Origin of the sequence: Thalassobacter sp. 16PALIMAR09 (assembly GCF_000765485.1) — a bacterium.
GTDB lineage: Bacteria > Pseudomonadota > Alphaproteobacteria > Rhodobacterales > Rhodobacteraceae > Thalassobacter > Thalassobacter stenotrophicus.
In genome coordinates this window covers 114,582-130,047 of record NZ_JHAK01000002.1, presented here as the reverse complement: position 1 = coordinate 130,047, position 15,466 = coordinate 114,582, and the positions used below count along the sequence as shown (strand labels likewise).

21 protein-coding genes are annotated in these 15,466 nt (G+C 60.2%); 13 read left to right on the top strand and 8 right to left on the bottom strand.

The annotated features are described in order from the left end of the window. Window positions 1-384 precede the first annotated feature (384 nt). Window positions 385-666 carry a 50S ribosomal protein L28 gene (gene rpmB / locus PM04_RS04505; protein WP_038004153.1) on the bottom strand — a complete coding sequence of 94 codons (282 nt, stop codon included), beginning with the start codon at window positions 664-666 and terminating at the stop codon, window positions 385-387. 69 nt (window positions 667-735) lie between these two features. Then, entirely contained in the window at window positions 736-1,758 is a 1,023-nt protein-coding gene (gene meaB / locus PM04_RS04500) for a methylmalonyl Co-A mutase-associated GTPase MeaB (RefSeq protein ID WP_081945920.1), read from the bottom strand. A gap of 126 nt (window positions 1,759-1,884) precedes the next feature. Here meaB and PM04_RS04495 point away from each other — a divergent pair, with 126 nt between their 5' ends. Together PM04_RS04495 and hrpB are read left to right on the top strand one after the other, a co-directional pair. Then, window positions 1,885-2,601 carry a DUF3108 domain-containing protein gene (locus PM04_RS04495; protein ID WP_038004151.1) on the top strand — a complete coding sequence of 239 codons (717 nt, stop codon included), beginning with the start codon at window positions 1,885-1,887 and terminating at the stop codon, window positions 2,599-2,601. Then, the gene (gene hrpB, locus PM04_RS04490) at window positions 2,598-5,003 is read left to right on the top strand and encodes an ATP-dependent helicase HrpB (protein WP_038004149.1); all 2,406 of its coding nucleotides are present in this window, start codon (window positions 2,598-2,600) and stop codon (window positions 5,001-5,003) included. Before PM04_RS04495 ends, hrpB begins: the two co-directional genes overlap by 4 nt. 70 nt (window positions 5,004-5,073) lie before the next feature. On the opposite strand, the gene PM04_RS04485 is transcribed toward hrpB, so the two are convergent. From PM04_RS04485 to PM04_RS04465, 5 genes are all read right to left on the bottom strand, one after another. Further along, window positions 5,074-5,631 carry a F0F1 ATP synthase subunit B gene (locus PM04_RS04485; protein WP_038004148.1) on the bottom strand — a complete coding sequence of 186 codons (558 nt, stop codon included), beginning with the start codon at window positions 5,629-5,631 and terminating at the stop codon, window positions 5,074-5,076. A 4-nt stretch (window positions 5,632-5,635) separates the two neighbouring features. Beyond that, window positions 5,636-6,181, bottom strand: a complete 546-nt coding sequence (locus PM04_RS04480; protein ID WP_038004147.1) for a F0F1 ATP synthase subunit B' — start codon at window positions 6,179-6,181, stop codon at window positions 5,636-5,638. Window positions 6,182-6,258: 77 nt separating this feature from the next. After that, on the bottom strand, window positions 6,259-6,483 hold the full coding sequence (locus PM04_RS04475) for a F0F1 ATP synthase subunit C (RefSeq protein WP_038004146.1): 225 nt from the start codon (window positions 6,481-6,483) through the stop codon (window positions 6,259-6,261). Between the two features lie 62 nt (window positions 6,484-6,545). Beyond that, window positions 6,546-7,259 (bottom strand): F0F1 ATP synthase subunit A, encoded by a 714-nt coding sequence (locus PM04_RS04470; RefSeq protein ID WP_052068246.1) that lies wholly within the window; start codon window positions 7,257-7,259, stop codon window positions 6,546-6,548. A gap of 47 nt (window positions 7,260-7,306) precedes the next feature. Then, a complete protein-coding gene (locus PM04_RS04465) occupies window positions 7,307-7,642 on the bottom strand; it encodes an AtpZ/AtpI family protein (protein WP_038004144.1) in 336 nt (111 codons plus the stop codon). Window positions 7,643-7,858: 216 nt separating this feature from the next. Between PM04_RS04465 and PM04_RS04460 the strand changes: the two genes are divergently transcribed. After that, on the top strand, window positions 7,859-8,188 hold the full coding sequence (locus PM04_RS04460; protein WP_038004142.1) for a metalloregulator ArsR/SmtB family transcription factor: 330 nt from the start codon (window positions 7,859-7,861) through the stop codon (window positions 8,186-8,188). Here PM04_RS04460 and PM04_RS04455 read toward each other — a convergent pair. Then, window positions 8,185-9,069, bottom strand: a complete 885-nt coding sequence (locus PM04_RS04455; protein ID WP_038004140.1) for a LysR family transcriptional regulator — start codon at window positions 9,067-9,069, stop codon at window positions 8,185-8,187. The two genes, PM04_RS04460 and PM04_RS04455, sit on opposite strands and share 4 nt — an antisense overlap. A gap of 277 nt (window positions 9,070-9,346) precedes the next feature. On the opposite strand from PM04_RS04455, the gene PM04_RS04450 reads away from it, so the two are divergent. The 10 genes from PM04_RS04450 to rimM all read left to right on the top strand — a co-directional run bounded on the left by PM04_RS04450 (window position 9,347) and on the right by rimM (window position 15,420). Next, window positions 9,347-9,553: a cold-shock protein gene (locus PM04_RS04450; protein ID WP_038004137.1), complete on the top strand. Its 207-nt coding sequence runs from the start codon at window positions 9,347-9,349 to the stop codon at window positions 9,551-9,553. A gap of 305 nt (window positions 9,554-9,858) precedes the next feature. Then, on the top strand, window positions 9,859-11,349 hold the full coding sequence (gene ffh, locus PM04_RS04445) for a signal recognition particle protein (protein ID WP_038004134.1): 1,491 nt from the start codon (window positions 9,859-9,861) through the stop codon (window positions 11,347-11,349). Window positions 11,350-11,352: 3 nt separating this feature from the next. Then, window positions 11,353-11,874, top strand: coding sequence for a GNAT family N-acetyltransferase (locus PM04_RS04440; protein WP_052068198.1), 522 nt, complete (start codon window positions 11,353-11,355; stop codon window positions 11,872-11,874). Further along, on the top strand, window positions 11,868-12,419 hold the full coding sequence (locus tag PM04_RS04435; protein WP_038004133.1) for a GNAT family N-acetyltransferase: 552 nt from the start codon (window positions 11,868-11,870) through the stop codon (window positions 12,417-12,419). Before PM04_RS04440 ends, PM04_RS04435 begins: the two co-directional genes overlap by 7 nt. Then, a complete protein-coding gene (locus PM04_RS04430) occupies window positions 12,416-12,925 on the top strand; it encodes a GNAT family N-acetyltransferase (RefSeq protein WP_038004132.1) in 510 nt (169 codons plus the stop codon). The genes PM04_RS04435 and PM04_RS04430 overlap by 4 nt, the downstream gene beginning before the upstream one ends. Before the next feature lie 3 nt (window positions 12,926-12,928). Then, window positions 12,929-13,534, top strand: a complete 606-nt coding sequence (locus PM04_RS04425) for a GNAT family N-acetyltransferase (protein ID WP_038004130.1) — start codon at window positions 12,929-12,931, stop codon at window positions 13,532-13,534. Then, window positions 13,527-13,826, top strand: coding sequence for a chorismate mutase (locus PM04_RS04420; RefSeq protein ID WP_038004128.1), 300 nt, complete (start codon window positions 13,527-13,529; stop codon window positions 13,824-13,826). Before PM04_RS04425 ends, PM04_RS04420 begins: the two co-directional genes overlap by 8 nt. A 42-nt stretch (window positions 13,827-13,868) precedes the next feature. Then, window positions 13,869-14,255, top strand: a complete 387-nt coding sequence (rpsP, locus tag PM04_RS04415) for a 30S ribosomal protein S16 (RefSeq protein WP_038004126.1) — start codon at window positions 13,869-13,871, stop codon at window positions 14,253-14,255. A gap of 5 nt (window positions 14,256-14,260) precedes the next feature. Beyond that, a complete protein-coding gene (bluB, locus tag PM04_RS04410; protein ID WP_038004125.1) occupies window positions 14,261-14,890 on the top strand; it encodes a 5,6-dimethylbenzimidazole synthase in 630 nt (209 codons plus the stop codon). Beyond that, window positions 14,887-15,420 (top strand): ribosome maturation factor RimM, encoded by a 534-nt coding sequence (gene rimM / locus PM04_RS04405; RefSeq protein ID WP_038004124.1) that lies wholly within the window; start codon window positions 14,887-14,889, stop codon window positions 15,418-15,420. Before bluB ends, rimM begins: the two co-directional genes overlap by 4 nt. Window positions 15,421-15,466 lie beyond the last annotated feature (46 nt).

The following is a 15,466-nucleotide window of genomic DNA, read 5'->3' as shown; positions in this document are numbered from 1 at the left end:
TGTAGCGGTCCTCCCCTCTCTCACGTATGCAGGCCCTATTGAACGCGCCTGTCTTCAATCTGATCGCGCAGCGGCCAGTCGCGCCTTGTGTGCATGCATTCAAGGGGTGGCTGACGCGTCATTGCGGCGCAACGAACAGCGGCGCACGGCGCAGTTCTTCGCGGACCCGCAACTGGCCCAAGACACCCGACAATCAAACCGTACAAGTGATGAGCGGCTCTGGCAGCGTTGGCGGGACTTTGCGTCCCTTGCCGAACGACGCTGCGGCTAGAGCCGTCGTGCTGACATCTTCCCTATACCGGGCAGCTTGGGGCAACACGCCCCACCAAAAAACGCAAAAAGCCCCGGGCAACCCCGAGGCTCTTGCATCAATCGCAGGCTCTCTTAGGCAGAGGCTTTTGCGATCTCTTTTTTGATTTTCAGCGCTTTGTCGGACAGTTCAACGTCCTTAGCTTTCGCGAGGTAGGCATCAAGGCCACCACGGTGATCGACGGTGCGCAGGGCAGACGCCGAGATGCGCAGCTTTACGCCACGACCGAGTGTCTCGGACTGGAGCGTTACGTCGTTCAAGTTCGGCAAAAACCGACGCTTTGTTTTGTTGTTGGCGTGGCTGACGTTGTTGCCAGACATCGGCCCTTTACCGGAGAGTTCACAGACGCGCGACATGGCCCAACCTCAGTTATATACAATTCAGATAGAAAGCAGGGGCCTGATGGCCCCGCGGTTCGCGCGGTACTAGGCTCTCTGCGGGGGGCTGTCAAGCGATTCACCCCGCAAATACGCCAACATCAGCGCGGCGGCCGCATCTGGTGACTGCTGCCCCTCTGACACTTGCGCCGCCAAAGCCGCCATTTCGCCGCGTGCTCGCGGATTATCGGTCAATTGCGCCAACAAACCGCTACGAACTTCTTCTTCAAACCAATGGGTTGCCTGTGCCGCACGACGCTTGGCCCAATGCCCTTCGGCGCGACGCCACTCTGCGAGTTGCTGCATATCGGCCCATGCGCCCGCCAGCCCTTCTTCGGCCAATGCGGAAACCGGCAACGCCTTGGGAAAGCCCTCAGGGTCCTGCGCCCGTTTGCGCAACAGCCGCAATGCGCCTGCGTAATCCGCCACAGTGCGACTGGCAGCAGGTTTCAAGTCACCGTCCGCCTTGTTCACCAGAATCAGATCAGCGATCTCCATGATTCCGCGTTTGACGCCCTGCAATTCATCCCCACCCGCAGGCGCCATCAGCAAAGTGAACAGATCGCACATTTCAGCGACCATCGTTTCGGACTGGCCCACGCCCACAGTCTCAATCAGGACGACATCAAACCCAGCAGCCTCACACAGCGCGACCGCTTCACGGGTCCGGCGCGACACCCCACCCAGATGTGACAGCGAAGGCGAGGGCCGAATAAATGCCAGCGGGTCCCGCGACAGCCGTTCCATCCGGGTTTTGTCGCCCAAGATCGAGCCACCCGAGCGGGTGCTGGACGGGTCCACCGCCAAAACGGCAACGCGCAGCCCCTGCCCGGTCAGCATCAGGCCAAAGGCCTCAATGAACGTGGATTTACCGACGCCCGGCGTCCCCGACAGCCCGATGCGCAGGCTTTCGCGCCCATGGCCACGCAGCGCCTCTAACAGGGCAGTAGCGCGACGGCGGTGATCGGGCCGCGTGCTTTCGACAAGGGTAATCGCACGGGCCAATGACCGGCGCTGCCCTTGCAAAACGGGCTCCAACAGCGGATCAGGCGCAAGATCGGCGTCGTTCACGAAATATGTCCTTTGCGGCAGGCTTTCGCCCAGTTCACGGGCCTTTTGGTTGACCCTTCCGGAGATACCTGCCTTGTCTGACCCCAGAAAGTCCAGTGCGTCTGCACGGCGAAAGGAACGCTTTTGATGCGACACACCCTCGCGATTGCCCTTGTTCTTGGCCTGCTAGGCCTGCCCCTGCACGCCCAGCAGGTGGATGAGGGCCGTTTCGACGTGATCCTACGCGGTATTCCTGCGGGACAGTTGGTGTTTAAGGCCGAACAGGCCGGTGGGCGATATGCCGTGGCCGGGAAGGTCCAAAGCACAGGGATCGTCGCGGCCCTTTTGACGTTTCGCTACGACGCCACCGCGCGCGGCACCGTAACCCCCAATGGCTTCCGCCCCAGCTTTTACAGCCAAGATACCGACCGCCGGGGCCGAAAGGCTCGCGCAGAAATGAGTTACAGCGCAGGTGTGCCCCAACCACCCCAGATCACCCCACCACGCGGCCGCGCCCCATATGATCTTGATCCCGTAACCCAAGGCGGCACAGTTGATCCGCTGACCGCGATCTTCGCGGTCCTCCGTGACCAACCCCGCGAGAGCGCCTGCAGCACCAGCCTAACCTTGTTCGATGGTCGCCGCAGGACGCAGCTGACACTTGGCGCGCCAACGGTACAGCCGGACGGAACCGCGACGTGCACGGGCGACTACACGCGATTGGGCGGCTTCTCACCTGAGGATTTGGCAGAACGCTCGGTCTTTCCGATGACCCTGAGGCTACAGCCGATGGCGGACAAACTACGGGTGACCGAAGTGCGCGTGCCCACAGTATACGGAGACGCCGTGCTGCGCCGCCGATGACCAACCTTCCGATCGACACCATTCTGCCTGATCTGCGCGCCGCGTTGCGCAGCACTGGGCGCGCTGTGCTTCAGGCCCCACCGGGTGCTGGGAAAACCACGCGTGTGCCGCTGGCTTTGTTGCCGGATGTTGCGGGTAAAATCCTGATGCTTGAACCTCGTCGCCTCGCGGCACGGGGGGCCGCCGCCCGGATGGCCGAAACACTGGGTGAGCCGTTGGGCCAAACCGTCGGCTACCGGATGCGCGGCGATGCGCAGGTGTCCAAATCGACCAGGATCGAGGTTATCACCGAGGGCATTCTGACAGCGATGCTCCAATCCGATCCCGACCTACCGGGTGTCGATGTGGTCATCTTTGATGAATTCCATGAACGCTCCCTGACAGCGGATCTAGGGCTCGCGCTCACGTGGGAGGTCCGAGGCGCGCTGCGTGATGACCTGCAGATCGTAGTGATGTCCGCCACGCTGGACGCAGCCCCCGTCGCCGCGATGCTGGACGATGCCCCAATCCTGACGGCAGAGGGCCGCGCGTATGCGGTGGATATCCGCCACCGCGACCGCCCCGTGCCCCAAGGCCAGCGATATGAGGCCGCGATGGCCGGGTTGGTGAACCGCGCGTTGGAGGAGGTTTCCGAAGGCTCCTGCCTCGTCTTTCTGCCGGGAGTGGGAGAGATCAACAAAGTGGCCCAAGCGCTGGGACCCCTGCCGCTTGATGTCACGCTGCACAAACTCTACGGTGCGATGCCGTTCAAGGACCAACAAGCCGCGACTCGCCCCCCGAAAACTGGCCGCCATTTGGTGCTGTCTACGGCGATAGCCGAAACGTCGCTGACGCTGCCGGACATTCGGGTGGTGGTCGACGGTGGACGCGCACGGCGGGCACGGTTCGACCCGTCCCGTGGCATGAGCCGGTTGGTAACCGAACGCGTCACCAAGGCTGAGGCCACCCAGCGCGCCGGGCGTGCGGGCCGTGTTGCCGTTGGCACCTGCTACCGCCACTGGACCAAGGGCGAAGAGGGTGCGCTAGCGGCATTTCCACCGCCGGAGATAGCAGCGGCCGATCTGTCGGATCTCGCGCTCAACCTTGCGCTATGGGGCGCGCCAGATGGCACTGGCTTGGCGTTTTTGACCCCACCACCCGAGGGCGCGCTGCGGGAGGCACAAGCCTTGTTGGCCTCCCTCGGTGCAATCCGCGATGGCCAGATCACAGAACATGGCCGCGCCTTGGCCAAGCTGCCGCTACACCCACGTTTGGGCCACATGGTTCTAACCGGTGGGACAGGCAGCGCGACGCTCGCCGCACTTTTGTCGGACCGAGACCCGCTTCATGGCGCAGGGGTTGATACGCTGACGCGACTAGACGCAATCAACTCGGGCCGGGCGGATCCCGCGCTGAGCCGCCTCCGCAAAGAAGCTAAACGGTTGCAAAGATTTGAGGCCGAAGAGCCAAGCCAAAGCCCTGCCCAACAGGCCGCCCGCGCTTATCCCGATCGGATTGGATTGCGCCGCGCAGGCGATGCCCCCCGGTGGCACCTGTCAGGCGGAGCCGGAGCTAAAATGGAGGTGAGCGATAGCCTATCAACGGCGCGGCTTATCGTAGCCCTAGACGTGGATGGTGACCGCCGAGAGGCGCGTGTGCGCCAAGCGCTCGCTCTCAGCGAGGCTGAACTGCGCGCCACCCACGGGGACGCCATCGCGTGGCAAAACATTTGCCAATGGGATGCCCGCGCGCGCCGGGTCCAAGCGCGGCGGCAGGAACGGCTCATGGCGCTGGTGCTTAATGACCAAACATGGCCCGAAGCCCCGCCCGAGAATATCGCAGAGGCCTTGCTGGATGGCATCCGCGATCTGGGGTTGGACTGTCTCAACTGGTCAGCCAAAGCCAAGCGGCTCCGCGCACGGATCGCCATTTCACAGGTTCGGGATGTATCGGACGAAGCTCTGATCGAAACGTTGGAGGACTGGGCCCTGCCCTATCTGAGCGGCAAACGTACTGCGGCCGACCTTAAACAGTTCGACCCGACCGAAGCCCTAACCGCATGGTTGGGCTGGGAGGACAGCCAGCGCATGGGCCAACTTGCTCCCGCGCACTATACCTCACCAATGGGGCGCCAAGTGCCAATCGATTACTCCAGCGGCACGCCCGAAGTGTCCTTGCGGCTACAAGAAGTGTTTGGCGAAACGCGACACCCTTGCACGGGGCCAAACCAAACACCGCTGCGGATGGTTCTTTTGTCGCCGGGACAAAAGCCCGTTCAAGTGACCCAAGACCTCCCGGGGTTTTGGGCGACGTCCTACGCCGACGTGCGCAAAGACATGCGCGGTCGGTATCCGCGCCATCCGTGGCCAGAGGACCCGACACAGGCGGACCCAACCCTTCGTGCAAAACCGCGCGGCACCTAAACACTCTTCATAAACGCAAAACGCGCCCCGCTGGTTGGCGGGACGCATTTTGAATTCTTGTAGGTCGTACTTAGTGCAGCTTGGCGCCAACCGATTTGATCGAGTCAGCGATCATTGCGTTTGCATCAGCGGCTTTGAGCTGCTTGGCAACAACTTCACCGGCGACAGCAATTGCCACGGTCACGGCAGTGTCACGCACTTCCTTAACGGCAGATGCCTCAGCACTCGCGATTTGGTCCTGCGCAGCGGCAAGACGGCGCGTCACGGAGGTGGCCAAGTCAGCTTTTGCTTGCTCGGCAGCGGCCGCCGCTTCTTCGCGGGCCGCCTTAACGATGGCTTCGGCTTGATCCTTGGTCTCAGCGGCCTTGCGCTCATACTCGGCGAGGATTGACTGAGCCTCTTCGCGGAGCGCGCGGGCCTCATCAAGGTCAGACTGGATGCCAGCAGCGCGCTGATCCAGCAAACCCATCAGCATGCCGGGGACTTTGAAGTACACCAGCACCCCGAGGAACACGAGGAAACCGATGGTCACAACAAAGTCTGTGTTTCCAAGCGAAAAGAACGGACCTTTCGCTGCGAAAGCAGGCGTTGTTGCCAACAGGGTGATAAGAACACTCATACGTTTCATGGTCTTATCCCTTCAGCCGGGCCGCGACGGCATCGCCGACGGTCTTTGCATCTGCTGTCTGGCCAAGTGCGGTCACGATCTCTGCGGCGACGTCTTTGGCCACCTCAGATACGCTTTCCATGGCTCCGGCGCGGATCTCGGCGATCTTTGCTTCACCTTCGGCAGCTTTGGCGGCAATCTCAGCGTCGGCCTTAGCGATGGCATCATCCAAATCGGCCTTGATCTCGGCACGTGTTTGGGCGGCGATGCTCTGCGCTTCGGCACGGGCGTCAGCCAGAGCCTTGTTGTAGGCTTCTTCAGCCTCAACAGCTTTGCGCTTTAGGTCTTCGGCGGATGCCAAATCATTTGAAATCGTGCCCGAGCGTTCGGCCAAAACCGCAGCGATGCGAGGCAGAGCGATCTTCGACAGCACGAAGAAGATAGCCAGAAGGGCAATCACCAACCAAAAAATCTGGTTTGTGAACCAATCTGGGCACAGTTGGGGCATCCCGATTGCGCCGCCGGAGGCGTCCACGCAAGCGCTTGTGGATGTAGTGGTCTCGGTTGCCATTGGGCTCTCCTAGGGGAAACCTCTGTCAACGGTGGGGCAAACAAATGCCCCACCGCGCGTAAGGATACCTGAAGTGCTTAGACGGCGAACATCAGAAGCAGAGCGACGAGGAACGAGAAGATCCCCAGTGCTTCTGCGAAAGCGATGCCGATGAAGAGCGTGGCAGTTTGACCGCCAGCAGCAGATGGGTTGCGCAGTGCGCCGGCCAAGAAGTTGCCAGCAACGTTGCCAACACCGATTGCAGCCAGACCAGTACCGAGTGCAGCAATACCTGCGCCGATGTGTGCGAGTTCACCTTCCATGAGTATTCTCCTTACGATTGGAAGTTAGTCGTATGTGCAGCAGGATTTCCTGCTGAACGTTCTTAGTGATGCGGGTGAAGTGCGTCCTTGAGGTACACGCACGTCAGAATAGTGAAGACGTAGGCTTGGATCGCTGACACGAGAATTTCGAGTGCGAAGATGCCAACCACGCCGAGGATCGCCACTGGTGCGACCAGAACAGACGCCGCAAACGTTGCGAACACCTTTAGAACTGCGTGCCCGGCAAGTACGTTGCCTGCCAAACGGACAGAGTGGCTAACGGGCCGCACGAAGTAAGAAATCACTTCGATCAAAGCCAAGACCGGGCGCAGCGCGAGTGGCGCCGACGATACCCAGAACAGGCTCAAGAAGCTGACGCCATTTTTGATGAAGCCAATCGCCGTGATGACGAAGAACACCGAAAAACCAAGCACCGCGGTGACGGCGATCTGCGACGTGGGCGAAAACGACATCGGGATCAGCGCGAGGAAGTTCGAAAACAGAATGAACACGAACAGTGTAAAGATGTAGGGGAAGTACTTAACGGCATCTTTACCAGTGACGTCCTCAATCATCTTGTACACGAAACCGTAGGCCAGCTCCGCAACGGATTGCGTCCGCGACGGGATGATCGCCCGGCCTCTGGTGCCCAAAACGAACAGAGCGATGATCGCAAGAACCGAAATACCAAGCCAAAGCGTTGCGTTGGTGATCGTCAGCATGCTCACAGGATCACCTGCCGACCCGCCGAGCGGCTTGACGATAAACTGATCCATCGGTTTGAAGTCGAATGCGACTCCGCTGTCAGTTGCGTCTGCCAAGACTACTTCCCTTCGCTCTCATCCTGCGCGTCCGAAGACTGCGCCATGTTTTCATCCTGAAGCTCTTGCGCCGTTTTGATCATCACCTTCACACCGGCCACGAGGCCTAGAATGGTGAAGATCAACATCATCAATGGGGCTGTCCCCATCAGCGCATCGAGCCCGTATCCTATTCCGAAACCAATCCCGAGACCCGCGACCAGCTCCGTCACCATCCGCCATGCATGTTGCGCCTGCGAATAGTGTTCTTCCATGTGATCGGCGCCTGCGTCACCCTTGGCGGCTTTGATGCGCGCCTCAAGTTCGGCCAGTCGGTTTGGATCAAGTCCTTCGGACATGCGCACCAACCCCCCAGAAGTTTGAGCGGAAGCTATCAGAGGCGACGAGAGAGTCAACGCACATACGACATCAGTAAGTCACTGATAGAATTGCGTTTTGCTTAAAATGACCATCCTGTCGCACCCTCAATATCGGCTGCGGCATATTCAACGGTCTGGTTGATAATCGCGTGATTGGACATTGCCTACACCCCGCACGACTGGCAGGGAGGGTGTATGCGTGATGCCCTCGACACGATATTTTCGGCCCTCTCGGACCCCACACGCCGCGCAATCCTTGCGATGCTGTTAGAGGACGATATGGCCGTGACGGACGTGGCCGAACCATTCGAAATGTCACTGGCTGCGGTATCTAAACACCTGATGATCCTGACCCGCGCGGGCCTGATCACGCAGGAGAAACGCGGCCGGGTCAAATGGTGTAAGTTAGAGCCAGAGGCCCTGCGCGATGCGTCCGTGTGGATGCAAAGCTTTGGCCAGTTCGAGGCCGTGAACCTAGACGCGTTTGAACGTTTCTTGCAGACCGAGCTGCCCGACGCAGATTAGGCCGGCCAGGACTTCGCGTAATCCTTGAGAAAGCGAACGAACGTCTGCACCTTTGGCGTCCGATGCAAGTCCACGTGCGTCACCAGCCACAACTTTGATTCCCACTCGGGGATCGGCGCAAAGACTTGGACAAGGCCGTCCGCTTCATTCCGGTCCCATACACCAGCAAAGCCAATGCCCAGCCCCGCTTCAATCGCTGGGCGCATGGCTGTGATCTGGTTCACCTTATATGTGATATTTTCGGCAGGCACATTATCATGCAGCCACACAAAGAACGGAGCGCGCGGCGTTTCATCGGCACTGCCAATGAATTTGTGGTGGGCCAAGTTCTCAAAGCTCGTCGGCTTACCGTAGCGCGCGACGTATTCCTTGGAGGCGTAAAGGCCGAACTGCTGCGTGTAAAAGTTCTGCACCACATTGTCGGGCTGATCGGGTGGGTTGCCTGCACGAATCGCGACATGGGCCTCCCCGTATTCGAGCCGGAACAACCGCTCATCCGTCAGGAACTTGATTGTGACCTCGGGGTGCTCATCCTGAAATGCCGCCAGCGCGGGTGAAACAAGCGGCGCAAGAACGGCAAGAGACGTGATCACCAAATCCCCGGTGACCTGATCGCCGCGCCCACGGATGCGACTGGCCAATTGGTTCAACTGATCATCGGTGCTTTGGGCAACGTTCAACAGGTCAGCGCCTGCCTCAGTCGGGGTGTAGCCGCGCGCATGGCGCTGAAACAGCTTGGCGCCCAGCTTTTCCTCAAGGCTATCAATGTGGCGGATGACGGTCGCATGGTGCACGCCCAGCACTTGAGCCGCCCCACTCACGGTGCCCTTGCGGGCCACCTGAAATGCGGTACGCACCTCGTCCCAATCGTTAAACGCCATTGTGCTACCCTCCACACAGTTCACACAAAAACGACTATTGCGTTCATTTACGCAGGAAACAACGGTAATCACCGCGGAATTTTGCCGAAGTATTAAGCACGCCGGGTAAAGATTCACGAAACCACTTTACGCCTCCGCGTCAACCTGTCATGCGGTAGGGGCTACGTTATCTCTATCGACCCTGTCTCCAGTCTATCGGCTACAGCGCATTCGATCTTGTGCATACACAGCCGGGTTGCCGCCTTATGCGGGCAACATGATATAAGGAAGACACGGAATGGCCAACGGCACCGTAAAATGGTTCAACACAACCAAAGGCTTCGGCTTTATTGCTCCTGAAAATGGCGGCAAGGACGTATTCGTTCACATCTCCGCTCTTGAGCGTTCCGGCCTGCGCGAACTGCCAGACAACACAAAAGTTACCTTTGAGCTTGAAGCTGGCCGTGATGGCCGCGAGAGCGCGGTTAACATCGAAATCGTCTAAGCGATTCTTTCGCTGCGAATGGAAAAGGGCGTCTCAACCGAGACGCCCTTTTTGATTCTGGGCCAGAGGGTCCATAAAATATACGCTCCGAAGGCCGCGCACTTAACCAGGTCTCGCACCTTTGGTTGACTCCTACCCTCGCGCGGCGTACACGCCACCCATCCCCGGAAGCTTGCCTTCCGGTCCTGCGGCTATGTGCCAAGGATCGCCCTCCACCAGCGTGTTACGCCCGTGGGGGCGTTTGTGTATTGCGCTGCGGCTCCATATGCTTGGAGCAACTGATCGAGAATAAGGGGCCTTTGGGCATGTTTGAAAATCTCTCTGAACGCCTGTCCGGTGTCTTTGACCGTCTTACCAAGCAGGGCGCGCTCTCAGAGGATGACGTCCGCACCGCCATGCGTGAGGTCCGTGTCGCCCTGCTAGAGGCCGACGTTTCGCTGCCCGTCGCGCGCGATTTCGTCAAAGCCGTGACAGCCAAGGCCACCGGCGCCGCCGTCACCAAATCCGTGACCCCCGGCCAGCAGGTCATCAAGATCGTCCACGATGAGCTGATCAACACGCTCTCGGGCGAAGGGGACCCTGGCGAGCTAAAGATCGACAACCCGCCCGCGCCGATCCTGATGGTCGGCCTGCAGGGTTCGGGTAAAACCACCACCACCGCAAAGCTGGCCAAGCGCCTGACCGAGCGTGAGGGCAAGCGCGTGCTGATGGCATCGCTCGACGTAAACCGTCCCGCCGCGATGGAACAGCTGGCAATCCTTGGCACCCAGATCGGCGTTCAGACACTGCCTATCGTCAAGGGCGAGACCCCTGTTCAAATCGCAAAGCGCGCCAAGCAGCAGGCCACCTTGGGTGGGTTTGATGTCTATATGCTCGACACCGCAGGGCGCCTGTCGATCGACGAACAGCTGATGGCTGAGGTCGAAGCTGTCCGCGACGTGGCAAACCCCCGCGAAACGCTTCTGGTGGTTGACGGCCTGACTGGCCAAGACGCGGTCCATACGGCCGAAAACTTCGACGGCCAAATCGGCATTACCGGTGTTGTTCTGACCCGGATGGACGGTGACGGTCGCGGCGGCGCGGCCCTCTCTATGCGGGCCATCACCGGCAAGCCCATCCGTTTCGTCGGTCTTGGCGAAAAGATGGACGCCATCGAAACCTTTGAGCCTTCGCGCATCGCGGGCCGCATTCTTGGCATGGGCGACATCGTCGCGCTGGTCGAGAAGGCGCAGGAAACCATGGAGATCGAGGCCCAAGAGCGCATGATGAAGCGCTTCCAAAAGGGCCTGTTCAACATGAACGACCTTAAGGGCCAGCTGGAACAGATGCAAAAGATGGGCGGCATGGAAGGCGTCATGGGCATGATGCCCGGCATGGGCAAAATGGCCAAGCAGATGGACAAAGCCGGGATGGATGACGGCATCCTCAAACGGCAGGTCGCTCTGATCAACTCGATGACCAAGAAAGAGCGCGCCAACCCTGCGGTTCTGCAAGCGTCCCGCAAAAAGCGGATCGCGGCGGGTGCGGGCCTTGAGGTCTCTGAGCTAAACAAGCTGCTCAAGATGCACCGCCAGATGGCGGACATGATGAAAAAGATGGGCAAAGGCGGCATGATGAAGAAAGCCATGGCCGCCATGATGGGCAAGGGTGGCGGTATGCCAGACCCCAGCCAGATGGACCCCGCCGCACTGGAAGCTGCCAGTAAACAACTGGGCGCCATGAAGGGCATGCCCGGAATGCCCGGCGGTATGGGCGGATTGCCAAGTGGCCTGAGTGGTTTTGGCAAGAAGAAGTAATCGGTGAACGCCCCTTCCACCATACGTTCCGCGCGCCTAGTGCTGCGCCGTCCGGCCGCGACGGACCTGCCCGCCTACACGGCCTATTGCACAGGTGTGCGCGCGCAGTTCGTCGGCGGCCCCTACTCCGCGGTCCAAGCCGTCGACAAATTTGCGGCGATGATTGGGCATTGGACCCTACGCGGTATAGGCCGCTATATCATCACGAAGGATGACATCCCAATCGGCCACGTTGGTCCTTTATTGCTTGACGAGACCACAGCACCAGAAATGACTTGGACCCTGTGGGATAGCGCATATGAGGGGCAAGGCATTGCCAGCGAAGCCGCACGCGCTGTCGTTGATGGCATTATCGGCGTACCCATCTATCACATTCACGTTCTTCCCGAAAATCTCGCGTCTATTCGTGTCGCTGAAAAAATCGGCGCACAGAGGGAAGACACAGCACCTCCTGCTTGGATGCCGAAGGCTCTAAACTTTAAGCTGATCACCCGGTCCCCCGCTGAGCTTGCGAACGAATGCTAAGACCGACACACATCCCCGTCACCCCTCGTGGCTATGAACAGGCATTTTTCACCTCGGCCACGTTGCCGGTCCTGACGACTGAGCGTTTGTCCGTGCGCGCACCCAACCTTGATGACTTTGAGGTCTACGCGAGCATCGCCTGTTCTGAGCGCGGCAAGCATTTGGGCGGCCCCAAGACGCGCGCCGAGGCATGGGCCGACTATGCCCAGATGTGCGCAACTTGGGTCCTGCGCGGCCACGGCATCTGGACCGTGACCTCCGATAGCGTGCCCATCGGGTTTGTCCGGATAGGGACCGAACCCGGGGATGAGGCCCACGAATTGGGCTTTATGTTCACCGAGGCAGGCGAAGGCCATGGCTATGCGCACGAAGCAAGCCAAGCCGCTCTTTTGCATGCACGCGACACGCTGCATCTGCCCGAGCTTGTCAGCTATATCCACGCCAGCAACACCCGCGCTATTGCGTTGGCCGAGCGGTTGGGCGCCAAACATCGCGGCACTCTGAACGGTAATCGCATATACAGATATTGGGGACCGCGCGGATGATTGCACCGCCCCTCACCACTGACCGCCTGACACTGCGCGCGCTTGGCCCCCAAGACGCCGAGGCGTTCGCCGCATTCTATGCCGATGACCGCTCATCCTTTGTGGGCGGCCCCATGAACGCAGAGCAATCCTGGCGCACGCTCGCGGGCGAAATCGGGCACTGGACCTTGAATGGCTTTGGCCGTTGGGCCGTGACCGAGACGGGCAGCGACACATGTATCGGCTGTGTCGGGCTATGGGCCCCACTAGGTTGGCCTGAGCCGGAAATCGGCTGGGACCTTTTCGAGGGCGCGACCGGCAAAGGCTATGCGACTGAGGCAGCGGAAGCTGCGCGAAGCTATGCCTATAACACGCTTGGCTGGGACACAGCGATCAGCCTTGTGGCGATTGGCAATGATGCATCTGCCCGCGTGGCCACGCGCCTCGGCTGCACGCCCGAGGGCACGTTCACGCACGCACGCCTTGGCACACTGACCATCTACCGCCACCCCAAGGTCGGAGGATAATCGATGGGTCACCGTGATATCCCCGTTCTGCGCACCCGCCGCTTAGAGCTGCGCGGCCCGCAGGCCGAAGATTACCCCAACTTCAAAGCCACATTCACCAGCTACCGCGCGCGGTTCATGGGCGGGCCATTGAACGACTACGAAAGCTGGATGCTCTATGCTGCGGAAATCGGGCATTGGGAAATTCGCGGCTTTGGCATGTGGATGATCCATGACCGTGAGACGGATCACACCTTGGGCATGGCCGGTGGATGGCAGCCCGCCAAATGGCCCCAAGCCGAATTGGCGTGGATGATCTGGCCTCAAGTCGCAGGTAAGGGCTATGCGCTCGAAGCCACCCATGCCGCGCGCGACTATTTCTATCGCCAAGCTGGTTGGGAAAACGCCGTTAGCTATCTGGACCCGAAAAACCTAGACAGCATCCGGTTGGCAGAGCGTCTGGGAGCCTGTCGCGACAGAGAAGCCCAAAGCGTTGATGGCAACGATGTCGTCTACCGCCACCCGTCCCGAGCCGAACTGGACAACACGCGTCTGGCCCATGGGATCGAGATGGAAATCGAACACTACGCAGATCCGACCTTCAAACCGAAAGGCTTTGCTCTTGACTAATGACGTCGTAACCCGCGCCGCCGAAGTGCTTGCAGAGCACCGCGGCAGCATCGACCGGCTCGATGCCATCCTCGTCTACACGCTGGGCGAGCGGTTCAAACACACGCAGGCTGTGGGGCGCCTCAAGGCCACTCACGACCTGCCGCCCAGTGATCCGGCCCGTGAGGCCACGCAGATCGCTCGGCTCGAAGCCCTTGCAACCGAGGCCGATCTGGACCCCGAGTTTGCCAAGAAATTCCTGAACTTCATCATTCAGGAAGTCATCCGACACCACGAAGAACACCAGAAATAGCAGACACATTCGTCTGCAAACGCCATTGATAGGAGAAACACCATGGCTATGAAAATCCGGCTCGCCCGCGGCGGTTCCAAAAAACGCCCCTTCTACCGCATTGTTGCTGCTGACAGCCGCATGGCGCGTGATGGCCGCTTCATCGAGAAGCTCGGCACATACAACCCACTGCTACCCAAAGACAGCGAAGAGCGCGTGCAAATGAACATGGAACGCGTTCAGCACTGGCTGAGCCAAGGCGCCCAGCCTACCGACCGTGTGTCGCGTTTCCTGGAAGCCGCCGACGTGCTGCCCAAGAAAGAGCGTAACAACCCCAAGAAGGGTACACCGGGCAAAGCCGCTCAGGAACGCGCTGAAGAAAAAGCTGCCAAAGCTGCTGAGGCCGCCGAAGCTGCTGCCGCACCCGCTGAGGAAGCTGCTGCCGAGTAAGGCAGATGCGGACGTTTTCGCAGGCGTTCCAAGAGGAATTCCGGGACCTGTTGAAGTGGCGCCGTGATGTGCGCCGCTTTCGCACGGACCCGGTACCAGAGGATCTGCTGGCCGAGGCGCTGGATGCGTTTCGGCTTGCCCCCTCTGTTGGCCTCTCGGAGCCTTGGCGGATCGTACGCGTGGCAAGCCCGCAGGCAAGGGCCGCAGCCCTTGCCAATTTTGAGGCCGCCAATGCAGATGCGCTGGCGACCTACGATGGGGCAGATGCCGACACCTACGCCTCGCTCAAGCTTTCGGGCATGCGCGAGGCGCCGGTACAATTGGCTGTGTTTTGCGATGAAATCGGCCTCAAAGGCAAAGGTCTGGGCCGCGCGACCATGCCCGAAATGCTTCGGTATTCGGTGGTTTCGGCCCTGACCCTCTTTTGGCTTGAGGCCCGCGCAAAGGGCCTTGGCATGGGGTGGGTTTCGGTCCTAGACCCTGACAAACTAACCCGCGATCTAGATGTGCCTGCGGATTGGGCATTTGTGGCCTACCTATGCGTTGGCTGGCCCGAGACCGTGGATGAGACACCCGAATTAGAACAACTCGGCTGGGAAGACCGGTCAACGGCGCTGGAGGTGCTGGAGCGATGAAGGACAAAGTCTGTCTGGGGGCGATCACGGGGTCCTACGGCGTGCGCGGCGAAGCGCGGGTCAAAAGCTTTTGCGCCGACCCATCTGCGATTGGTGATTACGGCACGCTCACCGATGATGAGGGTCGCACATACACCCTCACGGTCACGCGGCCCGTGAAGGGCGGCTATGCAGTGCGCCTGTCTGGCGTCAAATCCAAGGAAGCCGCCGATGGCTTGCGCGGACAAAAGCTGTGGGCCCCCCGGAGCGCGCTGCCCGAGCTGCCCGATGACGAATATTATTATAGCGACCTGATTGGCATCACAGCCGTGGACACGGGCGGCGAAACGCTGGGCCGTATCCATGCGGTGCATGACCACGGCGCGGGCGATATCCTAGAACTTCGTCCAATCAAGGGCCCGGGCACCATACTGGTTCCATTCACCCAAGCGGTCGTGCCCACAGTTGATCTGGCCGCGCGCCGCGTGGTGATTGACCCACCTGCCGGGCTGTTTGACGACAGCGACGAAGACGACGCGCCCAAATCCTAACGGCCCCAAGCCATGGCGCGTCTGACGCCCAAGCATATTGAGACCC